This is a genomic window from Streptomyces sp. 13-12-16 (genome assembly GCF_002114215.1).
GTDB lineage: Bacteria > Actinomycetota > Actinomycetes > Streptomycetales > Streptomycetaceae > Streptomyces.
In genome coordinates this window covers 1-2,710 of record NZ_NCTE01000651.1, presented here as the reverse complement: position 1 = coordinate 2,710, position 2,710 = coordinate 1, and the positions used below count along the sequence as shown (strand labels likewise).

The window sequence follows — 2,710 nt, the reverse complement described above, 5'->3', positions numbered from 1 at the left end:
TCTGGTCCGCGCCGAGCGTCCGGCGCAGCCGCCCCACCAGCGCCTGGAGCGCCCCGGTGGCGTCGGCCGGCGGGTCCGCGTCCCCCCAGACCTCGTCGACCAGCAGGCCCACGGGCACGGTGCGCCCGGTCCGCAGGGCGAGCACGGTCAGCAGGGCGCGCAGCCGCGCCCCGCCGACGGGGACGACGGTGCCGTCGGGGCGGAGTGCCTGGGTGGTGCCGAGGATGCGGTAGCGCACGGGGTCCATTGTCTCCGGTGGTGGTGGCGGGGGGCACGGGGCCCGGCCGGCCCGGTCGGTGTGGCCGTCCTCACCCTGCGCGGAACCGGCGGCCGGCGCGAGACGTTCTCACCGTGCGCCCGGTACCGTCGGGCGGTCCCCGTCCGCGCCCGACCGTCCGAGGAGCCCCATGACCACCGCCGCCACCCGTCGCAGCGACCGGAGGATCAGCCCGGTCTTCCTGGGCATCCTGGCCGTGACGGCGGTCACCGGGTGGGCCACCTGGACCGGGTTCGCCGAGCAGCCGGGCGTGGCCGTGTTCCTGTTCGTGACGGCCGCCTGGATCGTCTCCCTGTGCCTGCACGAGTACGCGCACGCGCGCACCGCCCTGCACAGCGGCGACATATCGGTCGGCGCGAAGGGCTACCTCACGCTGAACCCGATGAAGTACACGCACGCCCTGCTGAGCATCGTGCTCCCGGTCGTCTTCGTCGTCATGGGCGGGATCGGTCTGCCGGGCGGTGCCGTGTTCATCGAGCGCGGCTGGATCCGGGGGCGCTGGCGGCACAGCCTGATCTCGGCGGCGGGCCCGCTGACGAACGTGCTGTTCGCGGTCGTGTGCACGGCGCCGTTCTGGCTGGGCGCGCTGGACGGCGTGCCGGCCGACTTCCGCTTCGCGCTGGCGTTCCTGGCGCTGCTCCAGGTGACGGCCGCGATCCTGAACTTCCTGCCGGTCCCGGGGCTGGACGGCTACGGCGTGATCGAGCCCTGGCTGTCGTACGGCATCCGGCGGCAGGTGGAGCCGTTCGCCCCGTTCGGTCTGCTGTTCGTGTTCGCGCTGCTGTGGGTGCCGTCGGTGAACGGCGCGTTCTTCGACGTGGTCGACTCGCTGCTGGGGACGCTGGGCATCGACGAGCTCGACACGTACTGCGGCTACGACCTGTTCCGCTTCTGGCGGGAGACGGACGGGTACTGCTCGGTCAGCCCGTGACGGAGCCGTTCCGCCCCGCGGCCCGCCCGCGCCGCAGGTAGTACCAGGTCATGTTGGACGACAGGCCCGCCAGCAGCACCCAGACGACGCCGATGAACACGCTGCCCCGCACGAAGGAGACGACGGCCGCGGCGACGGTGAGGAGGCAGACGACGAGGGCGTAGAGGGCGAGGCGGGGCATGGCTGGGGGCTCCTGTCGGGGGACACTGCTACGGCACTGCTACGGCGTCCAGTGTCCCCCATCGCCTCATACGTCCGTGACGCGGAGCCCGGCGTGTGCCTTGTAGCGGCGGTTGACGGAGATCAGGTTGGCGACCAGCGACTCCACCTGGTGGGCGTTGCGCAGCCGCCCGGCGAAGATGCCCCGCATGCCCGGAATGCGTCCGGCGAGCGCCTGCACGATCTCGACGTCGGCCCGGACCTCGCCGAGCACCATCACGTCGGTGTCGATCTCGTCGATCTCCGGGTCCTGGAGCAGTACGGCGGACAGGTGGTGGAAGGCGGCGGTGACCCGGGAGTCCGGCAGCAGCGCGGCGGCCTGCTGGGCGGCGCTGCCCTCCTCCGGCTTCAGCGCGTAGGCGCCCTGCTTGTCGAAGCCGAGGGGGTTGACGCAGTCCACGACGAGCTTGCCGGCCAGTTCCTCGCGCAGGGAGTCGAGGGTCTTGCCGTGGCCGTCCCACGGCACGGCGACGATCACGACGTCGCTGCGCCGGGCGGTCTCGGCGTTGTCGGCGCCCTCGACGCCGTGCCCGAGCTCCTCGGCGGCGGCCTGCGCGCGCTCGGCGGCGCGGGAGCCGATGATCACCTTCTGGCCGGCCTTGGCGAGCCGGTAGGCCAGGCCCTTGCCCTGCGGTCCGGTGCCGCCGAGCACACCGACGACGAGCCCGGAGACGTCGGGCAGGTCCCAGGGGTCCTTGGCGGGGGCCTTCGCGGGCGGCTGCGTGCTGTCACTGTCACTGGAGGTCATGGCCCGACTCTACGTCCGTGACGACGCCGCGCCCGGTGTACGTGAGCCCTGTCACGCGGCCCGGGGCCGTGTCCCCGGTTCGGGCGAATCCGGGCCGAACACCGGGACGCGGGCTCGGGGTTGGGACAGGATGCGGCCGTATGGATGCGGTACGGGTCGCGCTGCTGCGGGAAGTGCTCGCCGGGACGGAATGGCTGGGCGCCACCCGGCACTTCGCGGGGACGCTGCGCGGGTCGGTGGTCTCGCACGGCGGCGGGCTGCTGCTCGTGGGCACACCGGAGTACGAGCCGTGGCATCTGGCGGCGCACCTGGCGGACGAGGCCGCCTGGTCGGGCACCCCGGAGCTGGCCCCCACGCTCGTACGGCACGACGCGCGCGCCTCGGACCCGGCGCATCTGGCGGTGGGCCTGGGGCGCCTGGAGGCGGTGCGGCGGGGCGAGACGCTGCTGGTGGTGGCGCCCGGGGAGACGGCCGGGGAGGAGGCGGCCCCGCTCCTCGAGCGGGTGTGCGACGCCCGCCGGGCCGGGGCGACGGT

General features: G+C 73.8%; 4 protein-coding genes and 1 pseudogene. 2 read left to right on the top strand and 3 right to left on the bottom strand.

The window, feature by feature from the left end; genetic code table 11:
* Window positions 1-247, bottom strand: a 247-nt coding sequence (locus B7767_RS25075; RefSeq protein WP_143652626.1) for a helix-turn-helix domain-containing protein, incomplete at its 3' end; no start/stop codon positions are given.
* 160 nt (window positions 248-407) lie between these two features.
* On the opposite strand from B7767_RS25075, the gene B7767_RS25070 reads away from it, so the two are divergent.
* Window positions 408-1,208, top strand: a complete 801-nt coding sequence (locus tag B7767_RS25070; RefSeq protein WP_085574181.1) for a site-2 protease family protein — start codon at window positions 408-410, stop codon at window positions 1,206-1,208.
* Here B7767_RS25070 and B7767_RS25065 read toward each other — a convergent pair.
* Window positions 1,198-1,389 (bottom strand): hypothetical protein, encoded by a 192-nt coding sequence (locus B7767_RS25065; RefSeq protein WP_085574180.1) that lies wholly within the window; start codon window positions 1,387-1,389, stop codon window positions 1,198-1,200. The two genes, B7767_RS25070 and B7767_RS25065, sit on opposite strands and share 11 nt — an antisense overlap.
* A 66-nt stretch (window positions 1,390-1,455) precedes the next feature.
* The gene (gene npdG, locus B7767_RS25060; protein WP_085574179.1) at window positions 1,456-2,175 is read right to left on the bottom strand and encodes an NADPH-dependent F420 reductase; all 720 of its coding nucleotides are present in this window, start codon (window positions 2,173-2,175) and stop codon (window positions 1,456-1,458) included.
* Window positions 2,176-2,315: 140 nt separating this feature from the next.
* On the opposite strand from npdG, the pseudogene B7767_RS25055 reads away from it, so the two are divergent.
* A pseudogene (locus B7767_RS25055) lies at window positions 2,316-2,710 on the top strand (hypothetical protein); the annotation flags it as partial.

What these genes read in the sequence shown, in the direction of transcription:
- npdG (WP_085574179.1), bottom strand. Translation starts at nt 2,175, where the DNA reads ATGACCTCCAGTGACAGTGACAGCACGCAGCCGCCCGCGAAGGCCCCC.
- B7767_RS25065 (WP_085574180.1), bottom strand. Translation starts at nt 1,389, where the DNA reads ATGCCCCGCCTCGCCCTCTACGCCCTCGTCGTCTGCCTCCTCACCGTC.
- B7767_RS25070 (WP_085574181.1), top strand. Translation starts at nt 408, where the DNA reads ATGACCACCGCCGCCACCCGTCGCAGCGACCGGAGGATCAGCCCGGTC.